General features: G+C 61.8%; 26 protein-coding genes and 1 pseudogene. 10 read left to right on the top strand and 17 right to left on the bottom strand.

Going from position 1 to position 26,659, the window contains the following annotated elements:
• Positions 1-33 precede the first annotated feature (33 nt).
• Positions 34-291: a MoaD/ThiS family protein gene (locus B0G76_RS23650; RefSeq protein WP_120294685.1), complete on the top strand. Its 258-nt coding sequence runs from the start codon at positions 34-36 to the stop codon at positions 289-291.
• A gap of 78 nt (positions 292-369) precedes the next feature.
• Here the strand turns inward: B0G76_RS23650 and B0G76_RS23655 are convergent, their stop codons facing one another.
• Positions 370-1,797, bottom strand: a complete 1,428-nt coding sequence (locus B0G76_RS23655; RefSeq protein ID WP_120294686.1) for a PLP-dependent aminotransferase family protein — start codon at positions 1,795-1,797, stop codon at positions 370-372.
• 285 nt (positions 1,798-2,082) lie between these two features.
• Between B0G76_RS23655 and B0G76_RS23660 the strand changes: the two genes are divergently transcribed.
• Positions 2,083-3,072, top strand: a complete 990-nt coding sequence (locus tag B0G76_RS23660; protein ID WP_120296723.1) for a LysR family transcriptional regulator — start codon at positions 2,083-2,085, stop codon at positions 3,070-3,072.
• 25 nt (positions 3,073-3,097) lie between these two features.
• Here B0G76_RS23660 and B0G76_RS23665 read toward each other — a convergent pair whose 3' ends face one another.
• Together B0G76_RS23665 and B0G76_RS23670 are read right to left on the bottom strand one after the other, a co-directional pair.
• Positions 3,098-3,901, bottom strand: a complete 804-nt coding sequence (locus tag B0G76_RS23665; protein ID WP_120294687.1) for a family 1 encapsulin nanocompartment shell protein — start codon at positions 3,899-3,901, stop codon at positions 3,098-3,100.
• Positions 3,894-4,949, bottom strand: a complete 1,056-nt coding sequence (locus tag B0G76_RS23670; RefSeq protein ID WP_120294688.1) for a Dyp-type peroxidase — start codon at positions 4,947-4,949, stop codon at positions 3,894-3,896. Before B0G76_RS23670 ends, B0G76_RS23665 begins: the two co-directional genes overlap by 8 nt.
• Positions 4,950-5,588: 639 nt before the next feature.
• On the opposite strand from B0G76_RS23670, the gene B0G76_RS23675 reads away from it, so the two are divergent.
• On the top strand, positions 5,589-6,041 hold the full coding sequence (locus B0G76_RS23675) for a DUF1269 domain-containing protein (RefSeq protein WP_120294689.1): 453 nt from the start codon (positions 5,589-5,591) through the stop codon (positions 6,039-6,041).
• A 38-nt stretch (positions 6,042-6,079) separates the two neighbouring features.
• On the opposite strand, the gene B0G76_RS42980 is transcribed toward B0G76_RS23675, so the two are convergent.
• From B0G76_RS42980 to B0G76_RS23695, 5 genes and pseudogenes are all read right to left on the bottom strand, one after another.
• Complete coding sequence (locus B0G76_RS42980; RefSeq protein WP_183082123.1) at positions 6,080-6,223, bottom strand: hypothetical protein; 144 nt, start codon at positions 6,221-6,223, stop codon at positions 6,080-6,082.
• A 200-nt stretch (positions 6,224-6,423) separates the two neighbouring features.
• Positions 6,424-7,500 carry a porin gene (locus B0G76_RS23680; RefSeq protein WP_120296725.1) on the bottom strand — a complete coding sequence of 359 codons (1,077 nt, stop codon included), beginning with the start codon at positions 7,498-7,500 and terminating at the stop codon, positions 6,424-6,426.
• A gap of 87 nt (positions 7,501-7,587) precedes the next feature.
• Positions 7,588-8,656, bottom strand: a pseudogene (locus B0G76_RS23685) (ABC transporter ATP-binding protein).
• Positions 8,649-10,418 carry an iron ABC transporter permease gene (locus tag B0G76_RS23690; RefSeq protein ID WP_120294690.1) on the bottom strand — a complete coding sequence of 590 codons (1,770 nt, stop codon included), beginning with the start codon at positions 10,416-10,418 and terminating at the stop codon, positions 8,649-8,651. Before B0G76_RS23690 ends, B0G76_RS23685 begins: the two are co-directional and overlap by 8 nt.
• A gap of 99 nt (positions 10,419-10,517) precedes the next feature.
• Entirely contained in the window at positions 10,518-11,606 is a 1,089-nt protein-coding gene (locus B0G76_RS23695) for an ABC transporter substrate-binding protein (RefSeq protein WP_120294691.1), read from the bottom strand.
• A 115-nt stretch (positions 11,607-11,721) separates the two neighbouring features.
• On the opposite strand from B0G76_RS23695, the gene B0G76_RS23700 reads away from it, so the two are divergent.
• The gene (locus B0G76_RS23700) at positions 11,722-12,417 is read left to right on the top strand and encodes a response regulator (RefSeq protein WP_120294692.1); all 696 of its coding nucleotides are present in this window, start codon (positions 11,722-11,724) and stop codon (positions 12,415-12,417) included.
• A complete protein-coding gene (locus B0G76_RS23705) occupies positions 12,414-13,832 on the top strand; it encodes a sensor histidine kinase (protein WP_120294693.1) in 1,419 nt (472 codons plus the stop codon). The genes B0G76_RS23700 and B0G76_RS23705 overlap by 4 nt, the downstream gene beginning before the upstream one ends.
• 44 nt (positions 13,833-13,876) lie before the next feature.
• Here B0G76_RS23705 and B0G76_RS23710 read toward each other — a convergent pair whose 3' ends face one another.
• The 3 genes from B0G76_RS23710 to B0G76_RS23720 all read right to left on the bottom strand — a co-directional run bounded on the left by B0G76_RS23710 (position 13,877) and on the right by B0G76_RS23720 (position 17,047).
• Positions 13,877-15,028 (bottom strand): CmpA/NrtA family ABC transporter substrate-binding protein, encoded by a 1,152-nt coding sequence (locus B0G76_RS23710; protein WP_120294694.1) that lies wholly within the window; start codon positions 15,026-15,028, stop codon positions 13,877-13,879.
• Between the two features lie 10 nt (positions 15,029-15,038).
• Positions 15,039-15,614, bottom strand: a complete 576-nt coding sequence (locus tag B0G76_RS23715) for an ANTAR domain-containing response regulator (RefSeq protein WP_120294695.1) — start codon at positions 15,612-15,614, stop codon at positions 15,039-15,041.
• Between the two features lie 194 nt (positions 15,615-15,808).
• Complete coding sequence (locus B0G76_RS23720) at positions 15,809-17,047, bottom strand: cyanate transporter (protein WP_120294696.1); 1,239 nt, start codon at positions 17,045-17,047, stop codon at positions 15,809-15,811.
• 285 nt (positions 17,048-17,332) lie between these two features.
• Here B0G76_RS23720 and B0G76_RS23725 point away from each other — a divergent pair, with 285 nt between their 5' ends.
• Positions 17,333-18,076 (top strand): GntR family transcriptional regulator, encoded by a 744-nt coding sequence (locus B0G76_RS23725; protein ID WP_259460863.1) that lies wholly within the window; start codon positions 17,333-17,335, stop codon positions 18,074-18,076.
• A 174-nt stretch (positions 18,077-18,250) separates the two neighbouring features.
• On the opposite strand, the gene infA is transcribed toward B0G76_RS23725, so the two are convergent.
• The 3 genes from infA to B0G76_RS23740 form a co-directional block, all read right to left on the bottom strand.
• A complete protein-coding gene (infA, locus tag B0G76_RS23730; protein ID WP_120294697.1) occupies positions 18,251-18,529 on the bottom strand; it encodes a translation initiation factor IF-1 in 279 nt (92 codons plus the stop codon).
• Positions 18,530-18,659: 130 nt separating this feature from the next.
• A complete protein-coding gene (locus B0G76_RS23735) occupies positions 18,660-18,941 on the bottom strand; it encodes a hypothetical protein (RefSeq protein ID WP_120294698.1) in 282 nt (93 codons plus the stop codon).
• Positions 18,942-19,491: 550 nt separating this feature from the next.
• Positions 19,492-19,710: a hypothetical protein gene (locus B0G76_RS23740; protein WP_120296729.1), complete on the bottom strand. Its 219-nt coding sequence runs from the start codon at positions 19,708-19,710 to the stop codon at positions 19,492-19,494.
• A 359-nt stretch (positions 19,711-20,069) separates the two neighbouring features.
• Between B0G76_RS23740 and B0G76_RS23745 the strand changes: the two genes are divergently transcribed.
• The gene (locus B0G76_RS23745) at positions 20,070-20,714 is read left to right on the top strand and encodes a transcriptional regulator (RefSeq protein ID WP_120294699.1); all 645 of its coding nucleotides are present in this window, start codon (positions 20,070-20,072) and stop codon (positions 20,712-20,714) included.
• 100 nt (positions 20,715-20,814) lie between these two features.
• On the opposite strand, the gene B0G76_RS23750 is transcribed toward B0G76_RS23745, so the two are convergent.
• From B0G76_RS23750 to B0G76_RS23760, 3 genes are all read right to left on the bottom strand, one after another.
• On the bottom strand, positions 20,815-21,609 hold the full coding sequence (locus B0G76_RS23750; protein WP_120294700.1) for an SDR family oxidoreductase: 795 nt from the start codon (positions 21,607-21,609) through the stop codon (positions 20,815-20,817).
• A 246-nt stretch (positions 21,610-21,855) separates the two neighbouring features.
• Positions 21,856-22,260 carry an OsmC family protein gene (locus B0G76_RS23755; protein WP_120296731.1) on the bottom strand — a complete coding sequence of 135 codons (405 nt, stop codon included), beginning with the start codon at positions 22,258-22,260 and terminating at the stop codon, positions 21,856-21,858.
• Positions 22,261-22,455: 195 nt separating this feature from the next.
• Positions 22,456-22,893 (bottom strand): YciI family protein, encoded by a 438-nt coding sequence (locus B0G76_RS23760; protein ID WP_120294701.1) that lies wholly within the window; start codon positions 22,891-22,893, stop codon positions 22,456-22,458.
• A gap of 241 nt (positions 22,894-23,134) precedes the next feature.
• Here B0G76_RS23760 and B0G76_RS23765 point away from each other — a divergent pair, with 241 nt between their 5' ends.
• From B0G76_RS23765 to B0G76_RS23775, 3 genes are all read left to right on the top strand, one after another.
• Positions 23,135-24,424, top strand: coding sequence for an FAD-binding oxidoreductase (locus B0G76_RS23765; protein WP_120294702.1), 1,290 nt, complete (start codon positions 23,135-23,137; stop codon positions 24,422-24,424).
• Positions 24,425-24,439: 15 nt separating this feature from the next.
• Complete coding sequence (locus tag B0G76_RS23770; RefSeq protein ID WP_120294703.1) at positions 24,440-24,997, top strand: helix-turn-helix domain-containing protein; 558 nt, start codon at positions 24,440-24,442, stop codon at positions 24,995-24,997.
• 188 nt (positions 24,998-25,185) lie between these two features.
• Positions 25,186-26,532, top strand: coding sequence for a glutamine synthetase family protein (locus B0G76_RS23775; RefSeq protein ID WP_120296732.1), 1,347 nt, complete (start codon positions 25,186-25,188; stop codon positions 26,530-26,532).
• Positions 26,533-26,659: the final 127 nt, after the last annotated feature.

Consider the following 26,659-nt stretch of genomic DNA (forward strand, 5'->3'; position numbering starts at 1 on the left):
CGCGCACATTGTGCCGGCAACAGGAACAGACGAATGAAACTCACCATCAGATATTTCGCTAGCGTTCGTGAACAACTCGGCATTTCGCAGGAGATCGTGCACATTGATGCGCCTGAGTTGCCCGTTGAAGGTCTGCGGCTCAGGCTCGCATCGAGAGACGAGCGGATGGCCGAGGCACTGCGCGCAGGCCGGCCGCTCCGTACCGCCGTCAACCACGAGATGGTCGCCGACACATTTGTCGTGCGCGAGGACAGCGAAATCGCGTTCTTTCCGCCTGTCACGGGGGGCTGAGGTCTCCCTGAAGCGTCAGATCGAGCCGCACGGGGGGGCACCCGTGCGGCACGCGCTCAGGCAGCGGCCGGCGTGCCGCTAACGGGCGCACATCGCGACGAGCTTGCCCACGGTAATCACCGCCTGGTCGATTTCGCTCGACCAGGGGCTGCTGTAATTGAGGCGGATGAAGTTCCGATAGGTCGTCTCCGAGACCGAAAACATATAGCCTGGTCCGATGGTGATACCCTGGTCGAGCGCGAGGTTGTAGAGCCGCATGGCGTCGACCTTCGGCGGCAGTTCGATCCACAGCACGTAGCCGCCCGCCGGATTGGACATGCGCGTGCCTTCAGGAAAGAAACGCGAGACGGTCGCCTTCATCAGATTGGCCTGCTGCGCGTACGCTCTCCGAACCCTTCGCAGATGATGCTCATAACCATCGCGCTCGAGGAATTCCGCAATCGCCATTTGCGGAATCGACGGCGACGTCAGCGTGTTCAGGAACTTCAGTTTCTCGACCTGATCGCGATAGCGGCCCGGCAGCGCCCAACCAATCCGGTAGGCTGCCGTGAGCGTCTTCGAGAAAGAGCCGCAGTGAAGCACGAGCCCCTTTGTGTCGAAGGACTTCAACGTGCTCGGGTGCGTGCTGTCATAGTGAAGCTCGTTGTAGACACCGTTCTCGATGACGGGAATGTCCCGCTTCGTCAGAAATTCCACGAGTTCACGCTTGCGTTCGTCAGGCATCAGAAATCCCAGCGGATTCTGGAAGTTCGGCATGACCATGCAGGCTGTGATGGTCTGCGACTCCACAATCTCGGCAAGCGCCTCGATATCGATACCGTGTTCCGGATGCGTCGACACCTCGATCGCTTTCATGCCCATGCGTTCGATCGCGTGGAGCATCGCGTAGAACGTGGGTGACTCGACAGCGATCACGTCGCCCGGCTGCGCGACCGCCTGAAGGCACAGGTTGATTGCCTCCGTTGCGCCGACCGTGATGATGATCTCGTTCGGATCGACGGCCATGCCGTTCTCGAGGTAGCGGCGCGCGATCTGGCGCACGAGTGCCGCATTGCCGGGCGGCAGCGCATCCGTCACGCCCCATCGGGTTTTGCCCCGTCCCGCGTCGTACGCGTAGCGGTTGAGCCTGTCGAACGGAAACAGACCGGGATCGGGATAGGGCGAGCCGAGCGGCACGGCGTCGTCCACACCGATCGAGCGCAAGGTGGAAAGCACCAGACGGCTGACGTCAACCGGCGACGAAATCGGAATCGGTTTCGATGGCCGGAGTTCGAGCGTCTTCCGTTCGCCCCCGTCGCCGCGGAAGTTGACGAAATAGCCCGACTGGGGCCTGGCCGTGAGCAAGCCACGGCTTTCAAGCAGCAAATAGGCGCGGATAACGGTCGTCACGCTAAGCCGGTGCTGCTGACTGGTTTGCCGTACGGACGGAAGGCGTTCGCCGTGACCGTACACGCCTTGCCGGATCAGTTTCTCGATATCGTCTGCAAGCTTCTCATAGAGATTCATCGGACGATTCCCTTAGCGTTTCGCTGCGGCGAGGTGTACCGGTCTCTCACCGGCTTGCACGCGCCCGTTGCACGCGTTCGGGCGCCGTGCGGCCGCCCTGGTGCCGAAATCGTAGCAGAACTGTACTGACGCGAGCCGGCCCAATGTGTGCACTCTGCGACCGATGTCCCGGCCTTAATCTGTTCTCCATGGAATGCACATTGACAGGTCGCCACGCCGGGGTCTTTCAGTGCGCATGGATTGATTCGAATTCTGCGGCATCGGGTTAAAGGGAGGATGGACACTATGAATCTGCTAGAAGCCATGCGGATTTACGTCAGGGTGGTTGAGCGAGAGAGCATCTCGGGCGCGGCAAGGGACCTCAATATCGGGCAGCCGGCCGTGAGCGAGCGCATCGAGCGGCTTGAGAAGTACCTGGGCTGCCGGCTGCTGTTCCGTAGCGCACGCGCTTTCAATTGCACGCCGGAAGGCGTCACCTTCTACGAGCGCAGTAAGCGGATTTTGCACGCCGTGGAACAGGCGGTTTCTGAAGTGTCGAACGACGGGCAGGAACTCAGGGGCACGGTTCGCATCGCGGCACCTCATTGCTTTGGCGAGACGATCGTGCCGGAGGCGTTGACGCTGGTGCGCGCAACCTATCCGCAACTGGATCTGGAGCTGGTTCTGAACGACAGGATCGTCGACCTGGTGACGGAAGGCGTAGACATTTCGTTTCGTCTTGGGCAACTGGGCGAGGGCGCGTTCATTGCCCGCCAGCTCGGTCAGGTGGGACGCTTGCTGGTTGCGGCGCCCGGTTATCTGAGCCAGCACGGGCCGATTACTGAGCCGTCCGATCTGGTGAAACACCCGTTTATCCGGCTTCAAGGCATGTTCGGCACGGACCAGTTGCCGCTCAAGCACATAGCGAAAGTCGTGGAGAGCACGCCGATCCGTACTGCAATCAGGACGAGTCATTGGCGGCCCATGTATGAAATGATTCTCTCGGGTGCGGGCATCGGCGTGCTGGAAGAACCGGCGTGCGTCGATGCGCTCGTGGAGGGCAAGCTGGTCCGCATCCTGCCGGAGTTCGAGGTGCTGCCCTTCGATCTGAACGTGCTGATCCAGGCGCAACGTCCGGTGCCGCCCCGGGTGCGCATGATGGTGGCGATGTTAAGAAAGTGCACGTCGGAAATCCTGGAAAGAGTGCACGTCGACTGCGGCGAAGCAACAGATCGCTTTGAAGTCCTTCCCGACGATGAGGTGTCCGCGCTGCTAAAACCGTCACTGCAAGCCTGAGCTCGCAACGACGGTCGGGGCGCGTTTATTCCGCTTGCGTCAACGATACCGACGCTTCGCTCGTCAGCATCAGGAAGGTCAGCGTCTCGCGCAGATACAGGCGCACTACCGTATCGGTATGGCTCGCATAACCGATCGACAGCTCTTCACCAAGGTGTAGCTCGAAGTCGCCGCCGCGCATGGAGACCACGCTGCCGCCCGCGAGCGCGGGCGCCCAGATGATGTCGCCATTCACGATCCGCTTGATGTGGTCGATAACCGGATAACCTTGATTGCGTGCCTCGCCGAGTGCCGTGTATGCGTCGGCGCCAAGCAGCACGGAATAGGGCCCGTCAACGCCGGCAAGCCGCAGCTGTTCGAGCGCGTTGCTGATCGTGTTCGGATAATCGCTGATGTCGGCCGGCAGCGCGAACGGCGGATTCGACGAACCTTCGCGAATGCCGCCGATACCCGCAGCCTTGTATCCATCGAAGATCGTGCGATCTTCGGCATAGGCGAGTTCTTTTGCCGCTTCTTTTGCAGGCTGCCAGTCCGCATCTTTTGCGCCGCGCAAGACGCTGTCGATCGCCTCGCGCTTCAGCTCGAACGGCACGGTCAATTCGACGAGGCTCTTGACCTCGGACAGCTTTGCCACAACGCCTTGCTGCGGCGCCGCGATCGCGATCTGGTGCCCGGTGCCCACGCCGGATAGTTCCGTTCCGCCAGGACCTTTGACGTCAACCACACGGCGGCCGGCGACGCTGCGCTTGAAGGTGCGTGCCACTTCGTCTTCGATCTGCGACCAGGCGGCATGAGAGACGGGGGCAAGCTCGCGATGCAGGTTATTCATGTTGAGAGATTCCCTTGAGAGAGCCAATATTCAGCGAGCCGTCGTGACGCGGCTCGGCGGACGAAGACGATTCAGGCTGTTGGTCGACTGCGGCGGCAGCTTGCGGATCGCGATCCGCGAGCGCATCGAGCAAGGTGGCCGACGGAACAAAGAAGAGGCCGCCCGTGACGGCGCGGCTGTAGTCGAGTAGCCGGTCGTAATTGCCCGGCGGCCGTCCGACGAACATGTTTTCCATCATCAGCTCGATCGGTTCGGGGGAACGGGCATAACCGATGAAGTAGGTGCCGAACTCGCCCATGCCGGGGCGGCCGAAGGGCATGTTGTCGCGGAGGATTTTCACTTCCTCGCCGTTCTCGGTGATCGTTGTGAGGGAGCTATGCGAACACGACGGTTTGACCGCTGCGTCGAGTTCGATGTCGGCCAGTTTCGTGCGACCGATAATGCGCTCCTGAGTCTCGACGGAAAGCGCGTTCCAGCCGGTCATGTCGTGCAGGTACTTCTGCACGATGACATAGCTGCCGGCCTCGAACTCCGGCTCTTCGTCACCGATGAGGGTGGAATCGATCGCCTTGCGACCGGCCGGATTCTCGGTGCCGTCGACGAAGCCCACCATGCTACGCAGATCGAAGTTGCGAAAACCGTGTACTTCGTCCACCACCGAGACCGCATCGCCGAGCCGTCTTGTCAGCTGCGTGGCGAGCTCGAAGCAGAGGTCCATCTGATCCGCGCGGATGTGCAGCAGGATATCGCCCGGCGTGCTCACGGCGCGGCGTTCGCCTGTGCCGAATTCGCGAAACGGGTGCAGGTTCGCCGGGCACGGGGCGCCGAACAGTGTGTCCCACACGTCGGCGCCGAAGCCGACAACGCACGACAGATTGGCGGACGGGACGCGTTTGCCGACCGAGCGCACCAGGGCGGCAACGTCCCCGCACCACGCGCGTACCTGGTCAGCGGGGTCCTGGCCGCCCACGAAGGTCGCGACGATGAAAATCGCGCGACGTGTGATGTCATTACAAACGGCTTGCGGTTCTGGAATGTCTTTGGGCATCGGATTGAATAGTGATGAACCGTTAGTGATTCCGGGAATGGAGCGAATGTTTTCCGCCTGCGTGAGCACCTGTCCAAGGCGCGCGCAAATTTTTCGTGCGGATGAATGAGGCACGTTTGCTGCTCTGGGCACCGCAGACACCCGTGAAGCATTGCATTGTCACCAAGCGGTGCAGGAGACAGGGTTGATGCTCGCTATGCGTCCGGAGATGTTATACCGGCCGGGCACTTTATGGAAACAGTGCAAAGGCATTGAGTGAGTTCAAATGCGGCATCGCTAAACCAGATCGGGAACGCGAATTGCGTCTTGAATGCTCCTCTGCCGGCGGCGTGTCAAGTCACGTCAGGCGGGATTGTGTGCCGATAACGTTCGACATTATTTTGTCGCAAATCTATGCCTTTCCTTCGATACTTCATATCGGGTCCTGCGGCTTTTTATTCAGGCCTTGCTATCGCTGCGACATCGCGACAGGATCACAGCAAGAAAGTCGGCGCCGATTAATTCGCAATGCGCATGGCGGTTGGGTGCTGTGAATCTGCCCGATACCATGCATCGGAAATAAACAAATAGCAGGCGCCGCGGAAATCACTATCTTTGATAGAGAGCGTTAACGATACGAGGGATACGAGGAGCTATCAAATGGCACAACAGTTGATCGTCGCGGTTTTCGACAGCGTTGACGTCGCCGAACGAGCGGGTCGCAATTTCAGGAATTTCGAGGAAAAGGACCTTGGTTTCAAGGTTGAGAGCGGCGTGCTGGTTCAAAAGGACGCCACAGGTAAGCTGATCCTGCTCAATAAGCAAACCCGGCCGTTTTGGGGGACAGCGATCGGCGCGCTAACGGGCGGGTTGATCGGCATGCTCGGCGGACCGGTAGGGGCGCTACTCGGCTTCACGATCGGGGCGAGCGGAGGACTGGCTGAGCATGCAATCAAAGACGCGCTCGATGACGACCTGGTCGCGTCGATATCCAGCAAACTGACGCCCAACCACGTTGCGTTCATCCTCGAGGCACAGGAGGCGTCGCCGTTTGAAGTCGACAATATCGTGCTCGGTTATGGCGGGAGCGTTTTTCGCAAACCGCTTGCCTGATCAGCGCCAGAACGCACAGGTGCCGGGAAGTGTCACTGCTAGTGGTGCATGGCTGCAGTAACCAGAAGATGAAACGGCAGCACGAGGAGTGCCGTTCCGCCGACGCCGAGCAGCCACAATGCAACGAACCAGAGCAGGCCGTGGCGAAACGTCTTACGGGTATCGCGGCTTGTTGGTGACATGGCATTTTTCCTCCCGGTGAGTGAGGCGGTTGTCCCGTGTGTCTGGTTCATTCTAGGCGAATGGGTCACCTGGATCTATCTAAAAGCAAACGAGCGAGGCGCGGTGAAGAATCGGTCGTCACCGCGCCTCGCTCTGCTTTGGATGCTTTAGGTGCTTCAGATGCTTCAGCGCTTGAGATGCGTTATCCGTTCCAGACGCTTCAGAACCGGTGTTGAATCCCCGCTGTTACACCTGCTTGCGTATCCGCCGCGCCGATCAGATCACGCGACAGGCTGACCGCCTTGTCATGCTTGGCCATCGCGTAACCCCCCGACATATACAGCACCGTTCGCTTTGACAGCGCGTACTGCGCACGTAGCGAGAACAGCGTCGGATCGGCGTCGCTCGCGTCTTTGATGTCCTGATGGTAGACCGCGGCAAACAGCGAGATAAACGGCGTCACGTCGTATTGACCGCCGAGCCAGTACATGTCGCTGCGCAACGTGGGCGTGGCGGTGTGAAAAGTGCGCCGATAGTTGCGGTACCCGGCCATCGCCTTCACCGAACCGAAGTCATAGCTCAAGCCTGCGTGAATGCCTTGAATGTAGTTGGTGGTATCCGCGGGCGTCACGCTGTCGTTGGCACCGTTCTGCCGGTCGAAAGTGGCGACTACAGCGAACGGACCGGTCTCGTAGCCCAGACCGAAGTCGTACTTGGAGCTGGATTTCATGCTGCCAGGCACGTTGCCGAAGCCGTACATGGCGCCGAACTTGAAGCCGGAGTAGGTGCCGTCGTAGCGCACGGCGTTGGCCGAGCGCGAGAACAAACCGTCCTTACGTCCCCCCGTCGCGGTGGATGACGTCGCCCATGAGTAGTTTGGCGCGTAACCCATCGGGTCGAACTGCAGCATGTAGTCATAGGTGGTCGTGAAATTACGGCCAAGCGTGATCTGCCCGAAGCGGTTTTTCAGGCCGATCGTGGCACGGCGATCGAAGATCGCGCCGGGGCCGTCGTCGAACTGGCCGTTTGCGATGTTGATGCCGCTCTCCAACTGGAAGACGGCCTTCAACCCGCCGCCGAGGTCCTCGACGCCGCGCAGGCCCCAGCGCGAGGTGTTCTTGCCGCCCGAGACGAGCCGCGCAGCGCCACCGTCTTTGCTCGCGTGGTTCACGTATTCGACGCCTGCGTCGACGATCCCGTACAAGGTCACGCTCGATTGCGCATGCGCTGTTGTTGCCAATCCGGCGAGGCTGGCGCACGTCACGCCGAGGGTCGCCTTCGTCATACTCCACTTCATCAACAGTCTCCTGTGGTTGGTTTTTTCACTTCGGATGGGAATGTGGTGCTGCTCGCTTCGACACGCATCAACACGCTTCAATGCGCCTTAGCTCGCCTGTGCGAACGCCCAGCAGTCGTTGGCGGGGAATTCGATCCAGTGACGTCCGGCCGCGCGCGGCACGTGGCCGAAGGCACGCAGGCGCAGATCGCCGCAATGAAACAGGTACTCCCAGCGATCGCCGAGATACATCGAGGTAATCAGGTCGGCCTCGAGGCGGTTCGCGCCCGGCCCCTCGGCGACCTGTACGCGTTCGAGGCGAATCACGGCCTGCGCCTGTTGCCCGGTGGTGAGCGCTTCGCGCGCCTGGGCTTGCAATTGCCAGCCGTCGCCGGCCAGCGTCACGCGTTCGCCGTCGACCGCGGTAACGCGCGCGTCGATCCGGTTATTGCTGCCCATAAATTCCGCGGTATAGAGCGAGCGGGGCGCGCCATACAGTTCGGCGGGCGTACCTTCCTGTTCGATGCGGCCGTTGCGCAATAGCAGGATGCGGTCGGACATCGCCATTGCTTCGGTCTGGTCGTGTGTCACGCACAACGCGGAGAGGCCCAGCGAAACGATCAGTTCGCGCAACCAGGCACGCGCTTCTTCACGCAGCTTGGCGTCGAGATTCGACAGCGGTTCGTCGAGCAGAATGACGGGCGGGTTGTAGACCAGCGCCCGCGCAATCGCCACACGCTGCTGCTGGCCGCCGGAAAGCTGATACGGATAACGCGCGGCAAGATGGCCAAGGCCGAGTTGATCGAGCGCAGACTGCACGCGTTTTTTTTTGCTCCGCACTCGACACGCGCCGCAACTTCAATCCATAGCCGACGTTGTCCGCCACCGTGCGATGCGGCCACAGCGCATACGACTGAAACACGAGGCCGAGCGAACGTTGCTCGACCGGCAGATCGACGTGGGCCGCGCCGTCGAAGAACACCTTGCCGTCCAGTTCGATACGGCCCGAGGCAGGTTGTTCGAGTCCCGCGACCGCGCGCAGCAACGTGGTTTTGCCGCTGCCCGACGCGCCCAGTAGGCACACCACTTCGCCGGGGTTCAGTTCGAACGACACGCCCTTCAGGATCGGGTTGTCGCCATAGCTGAGAAACAGATTGTCGACCGAGAGCTTATCCATGCAATTTCACTCCGAAGCGCAGGGCGACGCCAAGTCCGACGCCGACCATTGCGATGTTGATGACAGAAAGCGCCGCGACCTGATCGACCGCGCCGGTCGCCCACAGCGACACCAGCAGCGCGCCGATCACTTCCGTGCCGGGTGAGAGCAGATAGACCGCGGTCGAGTATTCGCGCTCGAAGATCATGAAAATCAGGAGCCACGCCGCGAGCAGGCCGAAGCGCACGAGCGGCAGCGTGACGTCGAGACTGACGCGCGCCCGCGTGCCGCCTACGCTGCGTCCCGCTTCTTCGAGTTCCGGCCCGACTTGCAGCAGCGCGCTTTGAATCAGGCGCATGCCGTACGCGAGCCACACGACCGTGTAGGCGATCCAGATGCTCCACATGGAGTTCTTCAGTTCCTTCAGGCCGGGCACGAAGAGAAAGATCCACAGGAAGGCAAGACCGGCGAGCAACCCAGGCACCGCACGCGGCAGCAGCACGAGGTAGTCGAGCAGACGCGTCGCCCAGTCGTTGCGGCGATGGCCCGCAAATGCGACCAGCGAATAGAAGCCCACGGCAAGCGCTCCGCCAATCACGCCAATGCCGAGCGTGTTGAGAATCGCGCGGACCAGGTTGTCCTGCTCGAAGAGTTCGGTGAAATTGGCGAGCGTCAGCACGTCGGCCAGATTCACGCCTTCGCCCCAGTTCGTGACGAACGCGCGCAGCGTGATGCCGGAGAGCGGCACGAACACCGTGAGCAGCAGCCACAACGCGACGATCGCGAGCGCCACCCGGCGCCATGCGCCGAGCGGCAACACGGTCTGACGTCCCGCTTTACCCTTGACCGTGACGAAGCGGTTCGCGCTCTTCAGCAAGCGTCGTTGCAGCAGCACCAGCGGGAACGTGATCGCGACGATGCACACGGCGACCGCGGCCATCAGGTGATACGAAGGCACGCCGAGCTTGTTGGTGAGCTTGTACAAATACGTCGCCAGCACGAGGTGACCTTCAGGGTCGCCGAGCACGAGTGGCAGGCCGAACACCTCGAAGCCGAGGAAGAACACCAGTACGCCCGCGAACAGCAGGGCGGGCAGCGTCATCGGCAGGCTGACATCGAGGGCGACACGGAACGGCCGCGCACCGGCAACGCGGGCCGCTTCCTCGACATCGGAGCCGAGATTGCGCAGCGCCGCCGACGAATACAGGTAGACGTGCGGCACATGCGTGAGTCCGACGATGATCGTGATCGCGAGAATCGAGTACACGCTCCATGGCGCTTCGGCGGCGCCGAACAGGGTCTTCCACCAGACCGAGTAGAAGCCGACCGGGCCGGCTGCGACTACGTAGCCGAACGCGAGCACCATCGGTGAAACGAATACGGGAGTGAGCAGCAGGGGTTCGAGCCAGCGGCGGCCGGGCATGTCAGTGCGCACCATCAGGAACGCGAGAATGCCGCCGAGCGGGATCGAGATGAACAGCATCCCGCCCGCGATGATGAAAGAGTTCTTCAGCGCGGACCAGAAATCGGGGTCGCTGAAAATGAATTCGAAGCCCGCCAGTCCCAGCGTGCGCTTCGCGTCGAAAAACGGCGCGTTCAACACGCTCTGGAAAAGAATGAAACCGAGCGGCAGCGCCACCGCGACGGTCAGCACCGCGACGACGAGCCAGCGCAGCAGCCCCGCAAACGGCTGCAGACCGCCGCGCGGCAGCGCGCCTATCGTGCCGCCGCCGGCCGCGCGTGGTGGTGCATCGCGGTGTCCGGTTGCGCTAGTGGAAAGCATGAGTGTCCCCCTGCAGCGTGAAGCCGCATATCGACAGGTAATGAGGAAAGGCGTGACGTCCGCGCGTTTCAGCGCAGACGCCGTCAGGTCAGTCGAGGCTTAGCGCTTGATCGACTGTTGCCATTGCTTGAGGAATTCAAGCCGCTTGGACTGGTCGAGATAGACCAGCAGACCGGCGCCGATCGGGATCGGCTTGAGCGAATCGCCGAGCTGTTTCGTGAGACCCGCCATCGACGTTTCACCGTCGACGTCCGCGCGAATCGAGAACAGGCTGGCCTGGTTCGCGAGCAAGGTCTGACCGCGTTGCGACAGCAGGTAATCGACCCACAGCTTCGCGGCGTTCGGGCTTTGCGCCTTCTTCGAAATCGTCACGAGGCGGCTCACCACCAGCGTGTAGTCCTTCGGATAGACGTAACCGATCGATGGGTCTTTCTTCGCTTTGCTGAGCGCGTACGAACCGAGAATGTTGTAGCCGATCAGGTTTTCACCCGACGAAATGCGCTCCATCATCGCGCCGGTACTCGATTGCAGTTTCGGGCCGGTTGCGCCCATGGCTTTCACGAGGTCCCACGTGACCTGCGGATTGACGCGCACGTCTTGCGTCAGATAGTTGAAGCCGACGCCGGATTTTTCGATGTCGTACGTCGTCACCTTGCCTTTGAACTGTTCGGCCCTGGTTTGCAGCAGTTTGATCAGGTCCGCGCGCGTTTGCGGCACTTCGCCTGCGGCTAGGAGACGCTTGTTGTAGACAATCGCAAGCGGCTCGTAGGTGGTGCCGTACGCCTGCTTCTGATACTGCGCCCATTGCGGCAACTGCTTCGACTCGGGCGATTCGTAAGTGGCCATCAGGCCGTCGTTCACGAGCTTGACCTGCAAGTCCATCGCCGAGCTCCACAGCACGTCCGCGCTCGTGCTGCTGGCCGCGTTTTCGCTGATGAAGCGGTTGTACAGCTCGGTGCTGTTCATGTCGTTGTACTCGACCTTGATGCCGTACAGGCTTTCAAAATCCTTGATGAGCGGACGCACGAGGGCGGTGTCCGTGACCGAATAAACGATCAGTTTGCCTTCCCTCTTTGCCCCGTCGACAGTGGCCTGATAGTCGCTCGGATAACCGGACGGGAAGGCCGCCCATGCTGAGTTTGCGGCGAATGCAACGGCTACGGCGAGATACTTCAAAGAGATTTGCACGTCTTCCTCCAGAAAACATTGTGGTTGTTTTGTGTAGGTGAATAGTAAGAGACGCGTACTTTCTGAATGCTTTCAATTTTCGAAAGAAATGCGTCACAATGGTCGAATTCGCCTCATGGATTTCCCTGGGATTCTGTTTATGCGTGTGCTGCTCGTCGAAGACAATCCAATCCTTTCCCGCTCGCTAACCGACGTGCTGACCAGCGCGAAACTCACTGTCGATTGCATGCATGACGGCGAATCCGCCGACTACGTTCTGAGGACGCAAGACTACGCAATGGTGATTCTCGACATCGGTTTGCCGAAACTCGACGGCCTTGAAGTTTTGCGCCGTCTGCGCGCGCGCCGCAACGCGGTGCCGGTATTGATGCTGACCGCGCATGGTTCTGTGGAAGAGCGCGTGCGCGGCCTCGATCTCGGCGCCGACGATTACCTTGCCAAGCCCTTTGCGCTCACCGAACTCGAAGCGCGTGCGCGGGCTCTGCTGCGCCGCAGTCATGGCCAGGAGCCGCTACACGCGCAGTGCGGCAGGCTGCTTTACGACAGCGTCGACCGCGGCTTCACGCTCGACGGCGAGCCGCTTGCCTTGACCCCGCGCGAGCGGTCGGTGCTCGAGGTGCTGATCCTGCGCAACGGCCGCGCGATCAACAAGGACACGCTCTCGGAGAAAATTTTTGGGCTCGACGAATCGGTGAATGCCGATGCCATCGAAATCTACGTGCACCGCTTGCGCAAGAAGCTTGAGCGCAGTTCCGTCGGCATCGTGACGCTGCGCGGGCTCGGCTATCTGCTGGAAGCGAAAGGCGCATGACTCGGCCGAATCTGCGCGTGCGCGTCGCGCTCTGGTTGTTGTTGCCGCTGCTTCTGCTGCTCGCCTTCGACGCCTGGCTTACGTATCAACGCGCTATGAACGCGGCGCACGCGGCTTTCGATCGCACGCTGGAGTTTTCGCTGCGCTCGATACGCGACGGCATCCATTTGCGCGATGGTCAGATCGAAGTCGATCTGCCGTATCTGGCGCTGGAGATGTTCGAATCGAACGGCGGCGGCAACATCTACTACCAGATTCGCGAGGAGGGTGGCCGGGTGGTGACCGGCTATCCGGATCTACCGTCAGGCACGGAGGCGCTTGCGGAGCCCTACAGCGTGCAGTTTTACGACGACGTGTTTCGCGAGCGGCCGTTACGCATCGCCATGCTGCGATTGCCGGTCCATGACGTGCCGTCGGCGCAGACGCGCGTGGTGCTGGTGCGGGTCGGCGAAACGATCGAGCAGCGCCAGGCGTTGGCGCGCGAGATTCTGACCGGCTCGTTGCAGCAGGAATGCCTGCTGGTGGTGCTCGCGCTCGGCATTGTGTGGCTGGGCGTTGCGCGCGGCTTGCGGCCGCTGAACCGCTTGTCGGCCAAGGTCGCTGCACGCGCCGAAGACGATCCGACGCCGCTCGATACGGTCGGCCTGCCGAGCGAAGTCGCGCCGCTGGTGGATTCGATCAATCAGTACATCGGCCGCACGCAGTTGATGCAGTCGTCGCGCCGGCGATTTTTTAACGACGCCGCGCATCAGTTGAAGACACCGCTTGCCGTCATTCAGGCGGAGTCTGAACTCGCGCTGCGCGATATCGACGGTGGTGAGGAGGCCTCGAATGGTAATCGCCGGCAAGGCGTGCATTTGCGGCGGTTGAACCGCGCGGTGCAGCAGGCGGTGCGTATCGTGCAGCAATTGCTGTCGCTCTCGCGGCTCGATGCGGACAGCGGTTACACGATCAGGCATGCCGCCGTGCCGCTGCACAAAGTGGCGCGCAGCGTGACGCTCGACTGGTCGCCGGTAGCGCGCTCGCGAGGTATCGATCTCGGTTTTGAACAGGATGTGCGCATCGACGTGACGGGCCAGACCGATCTGCTCGCGGAACTGGTCGGCAATCTGATCGACAACGCCATTCGTTATTCTGGCGATGGGGCGGTGATTACCGTACGCGTTGCATGCGAAGGCGAGCAAGCGCTGCTGCAGGTGATCGACAACGGGCCGGGGATAACCGCAGGTGAACGCGACGCCGTGTTCGAGCGTTTCTATCGCAGCGAAGCGACACAGGCGGTGGAGGGGAGCGGGCTGGGTTTGTCGATCGTGCGGGAAATCGCGCGTGTTCATGGCGCGTTGATTGCGTTGAGCGATGCGCCGGGCGGTGGTCTTGTGGTCAGCGTACTGTTTCCGCCGTTGAAAGCCGCGTGACCTCCACGCAGCAATCACACCGCGCTCATGCTGCAGCCGCAACGCTACGCACGAATAGTAAAGCTCCGCGCGTAAGCCTCGGATACCGTGTCGTGACCCCACACCTTACCGTCGATTAGCACTTGAGAATGTTCATCGCCCGGTACCGCAACGCCGACGCGTGCGGCGGCCTCGCGATACAACTGCGTCTGATTGATTCGCGCCGCGATTTCCGCGTAGTCCGCGCGTGCGTCGATCATGCCCCAGCGTTCGAACTGCGTGAGGAACCAGGCGCCGTCGGCGGCGCGCGGGTAGTTCACCGTTCCGTTGTCGAAGAAGCGCACGGGTAGTCCACCCGGCGCCGAGGCGGCGATGTCGTTGCCGAATCGCGCGGCGATCAGGGCTTCATCGATACCAATGAATTCGGGTCGCGCGAGCCAGCGAGCAATCTCTTCGCGATGTCCCGCGCCATCGAGCCAACGGCACGCTTCGAGCATCGTCTGCACGAGGGCGCGCGCGGCATTCGGATTCGCACTGACAAAATCGCGCCGGCAGGCCAGCACTTTCTCGGGATGATCGGGCCACACCTCGCTCGTAAAAGCGATCGTTCTGCCGACGCCGTTCGCTTCCGCCATCGCGTTCCACGGTTCGCCGACGCAGAGGCCGTCGAGCTTGTCTTCGGAGAGCGCGGCGACCATTTGCGGCGGCGGAATCACGACACTCTCGATATCGCGCAACGGATGCACACCTTGCGACGCGAGCCAGTAGGACAGCCACATCGCGTGAGTGCCGGTGGGGAAAGTCTGCGCGAACACCGGCTTACGGCCGAGCGTCGCCAACGCATTGGGCAAGGTGCCGTGTTCGGCGAGAGCATCGGCGAGACGGTTTGACAGCGTGAACGCCTGGCCGTTGCGATTGAGCACCATCAGCACGGCCATATCCGATTGCGGACCGCCCAGGCCGAGTTGCACGCCGTAGACGAGACCGTAGAGCACATGCGCCGCGTCCAGATCGCCCGACAGCAGTTTGTCGCGCACGGCGGCCCATGACGGCTGCCGGCACAACTCCAGCGTCAATCCATGGGCGTGGCCGAATTCGAGCAGCTTGGCGGCGACGAGCGGCGCGGCATCGGACAGTGCGACGAAACCGAGCCGAAGATGGGTTTTCTCGAGCGGCGCGGACGCGGACGTTGGGGCGAGCGGGGCGGAAGAGTTCATGAGCGGCGCTTCATTTGAGCGAATCCGCCGACGCGATGATGGCGCGCGCGACGTCGGCGAGTTTGATGCCCTGGTTCATGGCGCGCTTGCGCAGGATGGCGTACGCAGTGTGTTCGGTGATCTTCTGTTGATCCATCAGCAGGCGCTTGGCGCGATCGATCAGCTTGCGTTCGGTGAGTTCGGTCTCGACTTGCGCGAGGCGTTCGCGCAACTGCGACTCCTGCGCAAACCGTGCGAGCGCAACTTCGAGAATCGGTGCGAGCCGTTCCGTGGCGAGACCCTCGACGAGGTAGGCCGTGACGCCTGCGCCGACCGCGTCGCGGATCAATTGCTGGTTTGCGTCGTGACTGAACATCAACACCGGACGCGGCGCGGTGGCGTTCATGACCGCGAGTTGTTCGAGCGTGTCGCGCGACGGCGATTCCGTATCGATGATGATGACGTCCGGCCGTTCGCTCCGAACCACGCTGTGCAGCGCTTGCGGCGTCGCGGTGCCGGCCAGCATCTCGTAGCCGAGCCGCGCGAGGGCATCGCGCAGATCGCCAATGGGCTTATCGGTATCGGTGACGAGGAGAACACGCAGCATGGAGTGTGATTGAGCGACGGCTGGATACCATTAAAGCAACAGGTATGCCAGACGACGAGCGCTGCGATAAAACGAGCGCAATCACGAGCTTGCGAACGGGTCAGGCAACGGTGCCCGCACCGGCGCGGGGCATGCGGGCGACATGCACCGAAGCGGCGCGTGGCGCCATTCAGGCAGCGCGCGGCGCCATCCATTCAAATCCATTCCCCATAACTCCGGGGTGAAAACACAAAACTGACTACGATCATGGCGGCAACGCTTGCAGCCAGCATGATCCAGGCGGCCGCGAAGCTGCCGCTCCAACCCCGAACAACCCCGGCAATAATGGGTGCAATAGCTGCCACAACGAACCCGACACCTTGAGTAAACGCGACGAGCTTGCCAGCAACGCTGTGGTGCGCGGCGTGATCCATCGCGGTAACGAGGGTCAATGAAAAAGTCCCGCCGAGCCCGGCGCCGGCGATGCCCACCCATAGCAACGGCGCAGCATCGGGGCAGACAGTCAATCCGAGCAAGCCGGCCAATTGCGCGGACAAGCCAAGAATCAACCACGGCCTCCGATCACGAAACCGCGCAGCGGCAAGCGGCAAAAGCAGAGCCGCCGTGGCTTGAAAAACGGTCATCCCGGCAAGCAGCGAACCACTTTTCGCCACGCTCAGGCCATGCTGCTGATAGAAAGCGGGCAACCAGGCAACGAGACTCGTATATCCCCCGTTGACGATCCCGAAGTACAACCCAAGCGTCCACGCGCGCCGCTTGCGCCAAAGCGATAAAGCCACCGCGTCCACTGGAGCCGCGTGTACCGTGGCGCCGTTCGAAGGTCCGCGATTCAAGCCCAGCCAGCACAGCAGGGCGACAAAAGCAGGAATCGCCCACACGGCGAGGCCCGCATGCCACGACCCCATCGTGCTGCTGACCCACGGGCTCACACTCGCGCCGAAGCCGCCGCCACCCATGATCGATGCCGAGAAAACGCCCATCGCCAACGGCACGCGTGCAGGAAAGCGCTGCTTCATGACCGCGGGCAGCAGGGCCTGGATTGCCGCGACGCCGACGCCGGCGAGCGCCGCCGTCGCAAGGAGCGCGGCGCCGCTGGTGGTCGACCAGCGTGCGCCGCAAGCAAGCGCGATCGCCAGCAAACCGAGTGCAACGCCGCGCGTTTCACCGATCAGCCGGGTCAGCGCACCGGCGCCGAATGCGCCGATGCCCATCGCGACGACCGGCAGGCTGGTGAGGAACGAGGCGCCGGAAAAGCTTAGCCCCGTTGCCGCGCGGATCGTGGTCATCAATGGACTGATCGACGTCAGCAAGGGCCGCAGATTGACGCCGATCACGACAATCGCGCCCAGCCATAGCGCGTCCCGCCACGTGAGCGCGTGGGATGCGTTGTTGGCGTGGGTTTGAATCGGATTGGCGCTGGAGGGTGAATTCACAATAAACCTGGAGGCGAGAGTGGGCGACGCCTTGCGAACGGATGCGAGCGGTTGCGAGCAGTTACGAAGGGGAAGACGATGCTGCGCGACCGATAGCAAGACGGCTAACGAGCCTCGAACAGGGTGGAAAAGACCGTACGAGACTATTTTGGTCAACCATAATAACTAAAAATGGTTAACTATTTTAATGATGCCCGGTATAAGAAGGAGTACCGGCGGATGGCGTCCACCAGCGCGCGTCGTTACAATGCCGGGCGATATCGCTTCATTTCCATCACTGAACTCATGGCCTCACGTTCCTCGCGTACGCCGTCCGCCGACGCCGACCTACCCATCCGCAGCGCGCCCGAAGACGACGCGATCAGCGTCGAGGAGCGCATTTACGCGTCGATTACTGCGGCATTGTTGCGAGGCCGTCTGCGGCCGGGCGCGCAACTGGTCGAACGCGATCTCGCGGCCGCATTCGGCTGCACGCGCGGCGCGTTGCGCAAGGTGCTCGCGCGGCTGGGGTTCGAGGGCAAGCTGGTGCTCGAGGCAAATCGCGGCGCGTTCGTGCCGTCGCCATCGGAAGAGGACATTCGTCAGGTGTATCGCGCCCGGCAGATTGTCGAGGCGGGCATTGTCGCGGCTTTGTGCGGGAGTTTGAGTGCGGCTCACAAGCGCCGCCTGCGCGCCCATGTGCGCAGTGAGGAGAAGGCGTCACGCACCGGCGCAGTAGAAGATTCCGTGCGGCTCGCGGGCCAGTTTCATGTGTTGTTGACGGAGCTGGCGGGCGGTACGGAATTACTCGGCCTGGTTGGGCAACTTGTCGCGAAGACCGAGTTGTACAAGGCGTTATTCGACCCGTCGAAGGGATCGACCTGCTCCGCGGACGAGCACATGCAGATTATCGAAGCGCTCGATGCGGGAGAGCTGCATGCGGCCCTGGCGGCGATGCGCGAGCATCTGTCGGAGCTGGAGGAGCGGGTGGTCGAGCAGGTGCGGAAAAGCGCCGCCGGAGAGGATCTCGGTGCGGTGTTCGGGATGTAGAGCGGGAGGGCAACTCGGGAGGGGCAATTCGTGCGACGCCGCAGCGCGCCGCTCAGGCTCGAGTCGTCGAGTCAAGCCGGAGAAGGCGCGTGGAAGGCTTCGCGAACAACAAGAAAAACGAACCGCAATGGGCCACGCAATGACCGTCAAGAAGCGGTCAGCGTGCCGCCAGCCTTAACGGCGACGGAATTGCGAATTGCGTGCGCCGCCACCACCACCACCGGTAGCGCGCTCGTCTTTGTGACGGAAGTTGATCCGGCCTTTGGTCAGATCGTAAACCGACAGTTCCAGCGTGACGCGGTCGCCCGCGAGAATACGGATATGGTTCTTGCGCATGCGTCCGGACGCGTAAGCGCCAACCACGACGCCGTTGTCGAGCGTCACGCGGTAACGGCTATCCGGAAGTACTTCGTCGACGATACCGTCAAGTTCAAGCAGTTCTTCTTTCGCCATGCATAACTCCTGGTCGATGGGATAAGTGGGTGTTGGCCGTGCAACTAAGCCCGGCGCAACATCTGATACGGTTGACAGTTGGCTTTCAGGCCAGCTGCTGCGGCACCAGCGGATTCGCCGATAGTACCGCTCAAAGATCGGCGACGGACTGGCCGTCTACACGGCCGTCGATCAATTGCTCGGCGTGGGCCATGCACGCAATGCGCGCCTTGCCCGTGCCGTCGAACGGAAACAGATACTGCAGACGGAACACACGCCCGTCGGCTGCCGGATTGGCGCCCACGCGGCAAATGCGTACCGACGCGTCGTAGCCTGCGTCCGGATTGCGGCCCGTCTGACCGTCCGTCGGGCGGCGCGGATAGACGAGCGGGTGAATTTCGTAACCCTTGTACGTCTTGACAACTGAATTCATGAAGCACGTGTCCTGTATTACGTGGTCCCCGTGTCACGCGTGTTACGCGCGGCACGACAGGCCGGGCAGCGCAGCACCTGAGGGCGCGCCGCCATGGAAAAAGGTTGGCACAGGCCCGATGGCAAGGGCATGAGCGCGGCCCCGCAAAATCGCGGATTCGATGGAGAAGAAACGCGCTGATGTCGCGCGGACATCGGGCGCGTAAAAGCTGAACAACTCAGCTGCACAACTCGCGACGGCGAATGCAGGCGGCGCATTGCCGGAGTGACGGGATCGCCGGCAGGCAGCGGTCGAACAGTCGGGGGTGGTGCGGAGACGCCGATTGATACTGTGCTTGATGCCGGTGTTGCGGAAGCGGAATACAGCTATTCCAATATGATGCACTAAATGGGGCTAATTGGATAGCAAAAACTTCCGCGCGCGGGCAAACCGCCCAGCCGGCGGGGGGGTGGGCAAGAAAAAATTGCCGCGAACGGCGCGCCGGGGTGTGACCGGCACGCCGTGCGTGAGATGGCGCAGTGACGCCGAAGGCGAAGGTGACGGCGGGGCGTCAGCGGGTGGTCTCGGCGACGCGCTTCTGCAACTCGCGTGTAGCCGCGAGCGGGATGCGCGCATCGTCCCAGCCGGCCAGCCATTCGACCTCCTTCGACGTAAAAATTTGCCCGTGATTGCGCAGCGTGTATTGCAACGAATCGATGATGTGATTGCGAATGATTTCCGGCGTGCCGTCGTCATCCAGCACGGCGCGAAACGCTTCGAGCGTGGCCATCTGTTGCTCCGTGAAAGTGTCGATTCTTTTATCGCACGAAAAAAATACGCCTGCCACGCGGACAAAAATCGTTCGGTGCGGATGCAACAACTGGAACGCCTGGGCCGCATGCGATCGAGCGCCCATTAAAGCCCGGGGCGCGATGCGGCCCCGCAATAAAATGGCCGCTGCGCTGTCGTCATGCTGTCGTTATGCCGTCGGGCTCACCGCTGACCATTGGGGTCGTTACAATGGCGAGTTGCAGGGCCTGGCTGCCCGGCATGGTTGTGCTTACCTCGCTTGCCCCCATAACCTCGGCGCCCCTATCGGCTCATCTGGGCGAAAGCGGCGCCGCATCCCTCGAACACTGCGATTTCTTGATGCGCAAGACAACCGTCTCTCCTGTGAAAGACCTGCTGCTGGACCGCTACGCTCCCATCGCGGACGGCATTGCGGCGCTGTTCTATCCGTGTGCCGAAGTCGTGATTCACGACCTGCGCGATCAGACCATCGCGTATCTCGTGAATAACCTGTCGAAGCTTGAAGTCGGCGGCCCTTCGGTGCTCGATGAAATCCACTACGCGGCACGCGGCCGGACGATCGGGCCGTACGAGAAGCTGAATTGGGACGGCCGTCGCATGCGCTGCGTGAGCAACATCCTGTTCGACGACGACGGCAAGCCTGCCGGCATGCTCTGCGTCAACTTCAACATCGCGGTGTTCGAAGATGTGCGCTCCACGCTCGATCTGTTCATCAAGGGCGGCAATCTGACGGACGCGCCCGCGGAGGAACTGTTCCGCGACGACTGGCAGGACCGCATCAACACGTTTCTGCACACCTGGCTGCGTGAGCGGCAAATCGGCATCAATGCGCTCACGCGCGAACACAAGCGGGAAATCGTCGAGGCGCTGCATGCGCAAGGCGCGTTTCGCGGACGCAGTTCCGCGAACTACGTGGCCGCCGTGCTGACGATGGGGCGCGCCACCGTCTACAAGATTCTCAAGCAGATGAAAGAGGGCGGCTGACGGTTTTCAGATCGCGGCTCAGTGCTGCCCGCCGCGGGTCCAGGCACTGAGCCGATGCGCCCGCGAAAATGAGGCCGGGCTGCGGGCTGAATCGCCGCGTTCAGCTATGCAGTCCCATTTTGCCGCTCGCCATGGCAGCGAGGCGAACCACGAGCCCGCGAGGAAGCCACCGTGACAGCCAGGTCGCGGCTCGCACGCTGCTCCGCCCGGGATAGGCGACTGCTTTTCTTTTGTCGAAGGCTTTGAGGGTTTCCTGAACAACCGACTCAGAGCTGTCCATGTCGCGCGGCGACACATTGGTCGACACACCGTCGAAGAAACTCGTTGCCGTGGGGCCCGGACAAGCGGCCATCACGTGAACGCCCGTGCCGACCAGTTCAAATTGCAGCGCCTCACTGAAGAGCAGCACGAAAGCCTTGGTCGCTGCGTACGTGGCCATATGCGGGAGAGGCTGAAAGCTCGCGTTGGACGCGAGGTTGATGATGCCGCCTCTGCCGCGTTTCGCCATCTCGCTGCCAAACTGATGACTGAGCGCGACGAGCGCCTGAACGTTGACCTGAATCTGCGACTGTTCTTTCGCTGGGTCGTGCGAGAGAAAGCTGCCAGTCAGACCCAAACCCGCATTGTTGATTAGCAGATCTACCTGAACGCCGCGGCGCTCGAGTTCCGCGCCAATCTGGAGCGCGGCGTCAGGGCGGCTCAAATCGGTATTGAGCGCCACGGCCTCTACGCCGTATCGTGACGAAAGCCCTTCCGCCAGGGCCTGCAAGGTGTCACCCGAGCGGGCGACTAACACAAGGTTCATGCCGCGCGCGGCCAGTGTCTCCGCAAAGACCTTGCCGAGTCCTTTGGAGGCGCCGGTAATCAGGGCGGTCGAGCCGCGATAAACAAGCATTTTCTGCTCCTTGCTGCGGGGTGAACCTGCACTAGCGTTGCGTGCGCCATCTGAGGTTGCCGGTGATACGCATGACTTGATGCGAACACCGGACTTCCTTCAGGCGTGCCGCATTGTGCGAGGTGGAGCGTGATTTGATAATTGGGGTGTCTTTTGAATCATTTTCAAAAGAAATGGAAATATCGAGGGCCGCCGCGCGACCGCGCGTAGCGCCCACTCAATACCGACGTAACGAGACTTTCTGTCTCACCACTGCATTGCGGTGTCGATCCGCGTTCCCCGTTTGATGAACAGGGTGACCGGCGTTTTCTCGCAGATTTCGGCAAGGCGGGTCCGCTGGCTATCGCCGAGAGGGCCTTCGACAGATACGGTGCGCCGAATGTATTGACCGCCGTCGCGCTCGATGTGCAATTCCGTAGCGACCTTGATCCGTTCGCCCGGCCATGCTTTCTTCTGCATGTACATTCTGAGCGTGGCAGCGGTGCATGCCGCGAGACCCGAGAGCACGAATTCGAAGGGGGCGGGGCCGCTGTCCTGCCCGCCTTCGCGCGGCCCTTCGTCACCGAGCAGGCTGTGCGTGCCCGCGTCGATCTGAACGAGATAGTTCGGCGAATCTGCGTCTGAGATGGCGGTAGCGATCGCGAGAGTCATCATGGTCCTCACTGGTGTCACGAGGGCGTGACGTTGTTTTGCGGGTCCAACCCGGGCATGGGTGGGTCCGGGAGGCTGCATGACGTGGCTGTTGCCGCGTGTGCGCCTCATCGTTCCATGTGAGGATACCTCGCGCCATCTACCGGTGTCATAGACCCCCCGTCTACGCGCTTCGAGCAGATCGACGACAACACATCAGCTCGGCTTGTTCGCACCGCCTTCGGTCAGAGCGCGCAGGCGTTCTTCCTGAGCCCGCAGTTCAGGAGTCAGTTCCTCGCCGAAATCTTCGGCGGAGAAGAGCGGGCGAATTTCGATGTCGGAGTCGACTTCCATCGGATTGGGGCAGCGCTTCACCCATTCGACCGCTTCTTCCATCGACTTGACCTGCCACAGCCAGTAGCCCGCGACGAGCTCCTTGGTCTCCGTGAATGGTCCATCGATCACGGTTCGCTGGCTGCCCGAGAAGCGCACCCGTTTGCCCTTGGCACTCGGATGCAAGCCTTCGCCCGCGAGCATCACGCCTGCCTTGACGAGTTCTTCATTGAACTTGCCCATTGCGGTAAGCAGTTCCGTGCTCGGCATCTTGCCGGCCTCTGACTGACTCGTTGCCTTCACCATCACCATGACGCGCATTGCTACTTCTCCTTGAGTGAGTTGTCGGAACCACGTGGCCTCGATGTTTAATCGGGATCGACGGGTGGCTCTTACTGCTACGACGAACCGGCGTATCCGAAATCGACATCGTACGGCACGCTTCGTTTCCCTCATGTAGCACTCGACGCGACGAGGTGCCGTTCACCCTGCTTGCCTTCATGAAAAATAAGTGTTATTTTTTCATGAAATTAATTTGTGAATTTTTCACGGAGCAGTGCCGATGTTCCATCAATCCGCCGAGCACGTCGCGAGTTACTACGCGCGCACCTATCCTGGTCCGATTCCACTGCGTCCGGTTCTGGAGGATCACCTGGACACCGAGGTGTTAATCGTCGGTGCAGGTTTCAGCGGTTTGCACACGGCGTTGCGCCTCGCGCTCGCGGGCAAGCGCGTCACCTTGCTCGAGGCGAGCCGGGTGGCCTGGGCAGCGTCCGGGCGTAATGGCGGCCAGGCGCTGCTCGGCTGGTCCTGCGATATGCCGCCGCTGGAGGCTGCGCTGGGATTGGAACGTACCCGCCGGCTATGGGACAGCATGCGCTGGGCCGCTGAGGAGATCCGTGAGCTGCCAGAGCGGCATGGCTTCGATGCTGACTATCGTGCCGGCAGTCTGTGGGCGGCAGTGCTGCCGCGCCGCGTTGCGCTGCTGCAGGAGGCTCAGCGGCAGGCCGTGGAGAAGTGGGGTTACGACCGGATGCGGTTCATTCCTCGCGAGGAGATGCCCGAGTGGATTGCGAGCGAGCGTTACCATGCGGCGCTCTACGATCCCGAGGCGGGGCATCTGAATCCGCTGAAGCTGGCCCAAGGCCTCGCGGCGGCGATCGAGCAGGCCGGTGGACGCATCTTCGAGCAGAGCCGGGTGCTGGACTACCGCGACACGCCAAGCGGTTATGTCGCGCGTACCGACAAAGGCGACGTGCGCGCGGACACGCTGGTGCTCGCCTGCAACGCGTATATCGACCGCCTCGATCGCACACTTTCGAGGCGCATGCTGCCGGTCGGCACGTATCAGGTAGCCACGTCGCCGCTGCAGCCGGACGTGGCTCGTTCGCTGCTGCCACGCAACAGCTGTGTGATCGACAATCAGTTCGTTCCCGACTACTTTCGCCTCAGTCCTGACAACCGCCTGCTATTCGGCGGCGGCTGCACGTACGCGGGCGGCATTCCAAAAGATATTGTGGCCGCCACCCGGCCCTACCTGGAACGGGCGTTCCCGCAATTGCGCGGGGTGGAACTGGAGTTTGCCTGGGGCGGGCATATCGATATCAGCATGAAACGCACGCCGGACATTGGCCGGGATGGCGAGCGCTACTGGCTGCAAGGATTTTCGGGGCATGGCGTGCTTCCCACGCTCACCGCAGCCCGCGCGGTCGCCGACGCGATCCTCGGTGACGACGAATTGCTGGATCTGTATCAGTCCATCGACAACCCACGTTTTCCCGGCGGAGCGCTGATGGCAGCGCCGCTGGAGGTCATGGGCAAGACCTGGTATCGTCTGCGCGACAGAGTCTGAAGGAAGAGGCGGAAGATGAACAAGCAGGAAGAAATTGAAGGCCTCGCGATACTGATTCGGGACCTGCGCAAGCATAAGAAAGTGACGTTGGGCGCATTGGCGGAAAAGATCGGCCGCTCGGTGGGATTCCTCTCCCAGATCGAGCGCGGTCTTTCGCGTCCGACCGTGGGCGACCTGACCGCCATCGGCGAGGCGCTGGGCGTACCCACCACCTATTTTTATAATCTGAGCAAGCCGCGTGCGCTGCCTTGGGTGACCCGGCCGGATGAACGCCGCACCCTCTATTACGCGGAGGGCGTGACCGACGTGCTGGTGTCGCCGAACATGTCGGCGGGATTCTCGATGCTGGAAAGCCACCTGGCCCCCGGCGCCAGCAGCGGTGATCGACCTTTGAACGACAGCGACGAGCAAGGTGGCTTCGTCCTCGAAGGCGAGTTGACCATCTGGCTCGACGACGAGGCGCAGCCGGTGACGCTTGGCCCGAACGACGGCTTCCAGGTACCGGCGCATGCCCGGTTCCGCTACGCCAATCTCTCCGACGAGCCGACACGGGTGCTTTGGGTGTTCACCTAGCATTCCGGCCGAGTCTGAACGCAGCGGGGACGCTGCTTTGGGCAAAAATTCGGATGGCTAATCAATTGTCTCGTGAACGCGACGTCCCGTTATGCAGTCGACTGGCCTGCCTGAGTTTGCCTGCCTAAGCTTGCGGGCACTTTGAACTTAATTTCAATCATCACCTTTTGCGTGAGAAGGACAACACCATGACCTCCCCCGGCGCCGATCTGCTTAGCGAAGTGCGGGCCTTCCGCGCGGCCTATCCGGAGGTGCGCTACGTCGACCTCATTTGTCTCGATATCCCCGGGCACTTCTACGGCAAGCGATACCCCGTGGACATGCTCGAGAAAGTCGCAGCCGGCAGCCTTCTGAAATTGCCGCAGAACTGCATCCTGCTGGGTGTGCAGGGCGGCTTGTACCCGATCGGCGACTATTGCTTCAACGACGGCGATCCGGACGCGGTGCGCCGTCTGATTGCGGGCACCCTCAAACCTGTTCGATGGGAAGGCCAGCTGTTGGGGCAGATGTTGATCAGTTCGGACGGCACGGAGGCGCCCATCGAATTCGAACCGCGCGAGGTCCTGGCGCGCGTGCTGAAACGCTTCGAACGTCGCGGCATCCGCCCGGTAGTGGCCTTCGAACTGGAGTTTTATCTGTTCGACGCCCGGCTCGCGGACGGTCTGCCGCAGTTCCCACGCGACCCGTTCTGCGACGACAGGGACGACCAGCCGAACATGCATATCGAGCGACTGTCACGGTTCTCCGGCGTACTCGACGAGATGGTCGAAGTCACCCGCGAGCAGGGCGTGGAAGCCACCGTGATCACGGCTGAACTGGGACCGGGGCAGTTCGAGATCAACTTTGGCCACAATGACGATGGCCTGCGTGCTGCGGACTGGGCCGCGTTGTTCTGCCGAAGCACGCGCGGCGTGGCGATGAAACACGGGTACCGCGCCAGCTTCATGAGCAAGCCTTATCTGCATGCGCCGGGCAGCGGCATGCATGTGCACGTGAGTCTCTACGATGAGGCCGGCAACAACTTGCTGGCTGCAGACGGCCAGCGGCCATTGCGTCACGCCGTGGCCGGGTGCCTCGCGATGCTGCCGCATTGCATGCCGGTCTTCGCGGCCAATCACAACGCTTTTCGCCGCTATGGCTGGAAAGCGAATGCTGCCAGCCGCGGCAGTTGGGGCTTCGAAGACCGCGACGCCTGCATCCGCATTCCCGAATCGGATGATCGCAACCTGCGCATCGAACATCGCGTGGCGGGCGCGGATGCGAACCCTTACCTTGTGCTGGCCGCCATCCTCACCAGCATGGAACACGGGCTGGACGCAGGCCGCGAGCCCATCGCGCCGCTCAATGAGGATCGCGGGAGCGGCATCGATTTTCCGAAAGACATGCTCACGGCCGTCGCTGCTATGCAGAATCATCCGGTGGTGTGCGAGGGAATGGGCGAAGAGTTCGTCATGGTCTACTGCAAGAACAAACGGCAGGACCATCTGGAGTTCATGAACGAGGTGAACGCGCGGGAATACCGCTGGTTTCTTTGAACGCCGGCGCGGTTTATCGCTCAGTTCCGTCATTCATGCAGCCATGCATCGCGACTGTTGGTGACGACCGCATCAGCCTGCTTCAGCGATCTTTCACGCGCCGGTACGGGTTTAAAATGACGGTCGC

Origin of the sequence: Paraburkholderia sp. BL23I1N1 (genome assembly GCF_003610295.1) — a bacterium.
Taxonomy (GTDB): Bacteria; Pseudomonadota; Gammaproteobacteria; order Burkholderiales; family Burkholderiaceae; genus Paraburkholderia.

Coding starts and splice junctions, on each gene's coding strand:
- B0G76_RS23650 (WP_120294685.1), top strand. CDS start 34: ATGAAACTCACCATCAGATATTTCGCTAGCGTTCGTGAACAACTCGGC.
- B0G76_RS23655 (WP_120294686.1), bottom strand. CDS start 1,797: ATGAATCTCTATGAGAAGCTTGCAGACGATATCGAGAAACTGATCCGG.
- B0G76_RS23660 (WP_120296723.1), top strand. CDS start 2,083: ATGAATCTGCTAGAAGCCATGCGGATTTACGTCAGGGTGGTTGAGCGA.
- B0G76_RS23665 (WP_120294687.1), bottom strand. CDS start 3,901: ATGAATAACCTGCATCGCGAGCTTGCCCCCGTCTCTCATGCCGCCTGG.
- B0G76_RS23670 (WP_120294688.1), bottom strand. CDS start 4,949: ATGCCCAAAGACATTCCAGAACCGCAAGCCGTTTGTAATGACATCACA.
- B0G76_RS23675 (WP_120294689.1), top strand. CDS start 5,589: ATGGCACAACAGTTGATCGTCGCGGTTTTCGACAGCGTTGACGTCGCC.
- B0G76_RS42980 (WP_183082123.1), bottom strand. CDS start 6,223: ATGTCACCAACAAGCCGCGATACCCGTAAGACGTTTCGCCACGGCCTG.
- B0G76_RS23680 (WP_120296725.1), bottom strand. CDS start 7,500: ATGAAGTGGAGTATGACGAAGGCGACCCTCGGCGTGACGTGCGCCAGC.
- B0G76_RS23690 (WP_120294690.1), bottom strand. CDS start 10,418: ATGCTTTCCACTAGCGCAACCGGACACCGCGATGCACCACCACGCGCG.
- B0G76_RS23700 (WP_120294692.1), top strand. CDS start 11,722: ATGGATTTCCCTGGGATTCTGTTTATGCGTGTGCTGCTCGTCGAAGAC.
- B0G76_RS23705 (WP_120294693.1), top strand. CDS start 12,414: ATGACTCGGCCGAATCTGCGCGTGCGCGTCGCGCTCTGGTTGTTGTTG.
- B0G76_RS23710 (WP_120294694.1), bottom strand. CDS start 15,028: ATGAACTCTTCCGCCCCGCTCGCCCCAACGTCCGCGTCCGCGCCGCTC.
- B0G76_RS23715 (WP_120294695.1), bottom strand. CDS start 15,614: ATGCTGCGTGTTCTCCTCGTCACCGATACCGATAAGCCCATTGGCGAT.
- B0G76_RS23725 (WP_259460863.1), top strand. CDS start 17,333: ATGGCCTCACGTTCCTCGCGTACGCCGTCCGCCGACGCCGACCTACCC.
- infA (WP_120294697.1), bottom strand. CDS start 18,529: ATGGCGAAAGAAGAACTGCTTGAACTTGACGGTATCGTCGACGAAGTA.
- B0G76_RS23735 (WP_120294698.1), bottom strand. CDS start 18,941: ATGAATTCAGTTGTCAAGACGTACAAGGGTTACGAAATTCACCCGCTC.
- B0G76_RS23740 (WP_120296729.1), bottom strand. CDS start 19,710: ATGGCCACGCTCGAAGCGTTTCGCGCCGTGCTGGATGACGACGGCACG.
- B0G76_RS23745 (WP_120294699.1), top strand. CDS start 20,070: ATGCGCAAGACAACCGTCTCTCCTGTGAAAGACCTGCTGCTGGACCGC.
- B0G76_RS23750 (WP_120294700.1), bottom strand. CDS start 21,609: ATGCTTGTTTATCGCGGCTCGACCGCCCTGATTACCGGCGCCTCCAAA.
- B0G76_RS23755 (WP_120296731.1), bottom strand. CDS start 22,260: ATGACTCTCGCGATCGCTACCGCCATCTCAGACGCAGATTCGCCGAAC.
- B0G76_RS23760 (WP_120294701.1), bottom strand. CDS start 22,893: ATGCGCGTCATGGTGATGGTGAAGGCAACGAGTCAGTCAGAGGCCGGC.
- B0G76_RS23765 (WP_120294702.1), top strand. CDS start 23,135: ATGTTCCATCAATCCGCCGAGCACGTCGCGAGTTACTACGCGCGCACC.
- B0G76_RS23770 (WP_120294703.1), top strand. CDS start 24,440: ATGAACAAGCAGGAAGAAATTGAAGGCCTCGCGATACTGATTCGGGAC.
- B0G76_RS23775 (WP_120296732.1), top strand. CDS start 25,186: ATGACCTCCCCCGGCGCCGATCTGCTTAGCGAAGTGCGGGCCTTCCGC.